The organism is Pseudomonas sp. AL10 (assembly GCF_029960685.1).
Taxonomy (GTDB): domain Bacteria; phylum Pseudomonadota; class Gammaproteobacteria; order Pseudomonadales; family Pseudomonadaceae; genus Aquipseudomonas; species Aquipseudomonas lactis.
This window is the reverse complement of sequence record NZ_JASBQZ010000091.1, coordinates 1-825: the sequence shown is the minus strand read 5'-3', so window position 1 is coordinate 825 and position 825 is coordinate 1. Positions and strand designations below refer to the sequence as shown.

At 54.3% G+C, this 825-nt stretch carries 1 protein-coding gene; it reads left to right on the top strand.

Going from position 1 to position 825, the window contains the following annotated elements:
• On the top strand, positions 1-674 hold a 674-nt coding region (locus tag QK296_RS28930; protein WP_282392362.1), incomplete at its 5' end, for a T6SS immunity protein Tli4 family protein.
• Positions 675-825 lie beyond the last annotated feature (151 nt).

Here is an 825-nt window from a genome sequence, read left to right as displayed (position 1 = left end):
TTGTCATTCGCAGTCATCACGACCATGAGATCGCCAGTTTCTATTTTCGCCCCCCCGCTTCAGACGTATCGCTGAACGTCTACTACAACGCCTTATCACCTGATGATGGCGAACGTTTGCATGTTCGAACCCAAAAAGACGGGAAAATATTCCTCGCAGGCGATTATGAACAACTGCGTATAGGCAAAATCACATTAGCCGGAATGCAAGCCGAAGAATCCTTGATCGGCTTCAGTGATGACACACATCGTCAAATACTTTTCGTCAGCGAGAACTATCGAGATAACCCATCCCTAAGCCGTCCAGCTATGAGTATTCGCCTATCGGCAGGCGGAAAAAAGCGTACCGCCATAGATCCTGATAAACCCAGGGATCTTGTGCGCTGGACCCTTCCCCAATTCGCCAACAAAGGCTACGAGCGGCCTCTCTGGCAACGACCCGCGTCACCGGAACCCGTCAACCCCTCGCTCACCGACTACGAAGCCATGGCCGTGTGGGACGCGATCCTCAAATCCGTACGCATCCGCTACGGCTCGGTCGCGCCCAAGCCGGACCCCTGGGCCAACATTCGCGGGCCCAGTGCCGAAGACGCTGCCGAAAGCAAGCGCATCCTCGATGAGTTCATTGCTAGCTTGGAAAAACGAAGGTCATTGCCAGGGGATAGCGATCAATGAATAGCGCCCACCGGCTTTCTTATGGCCGCTTTCATCCTAAAGCCCCCCAGCTTCTTTTCGTGTGCTTGACGCTCGCGTTGCTCACGGGCTGCGCCGCCTTCAAACAACCCAGTGAACAGGAGAAACAAACCGTGCACGAATTGACCAGCAA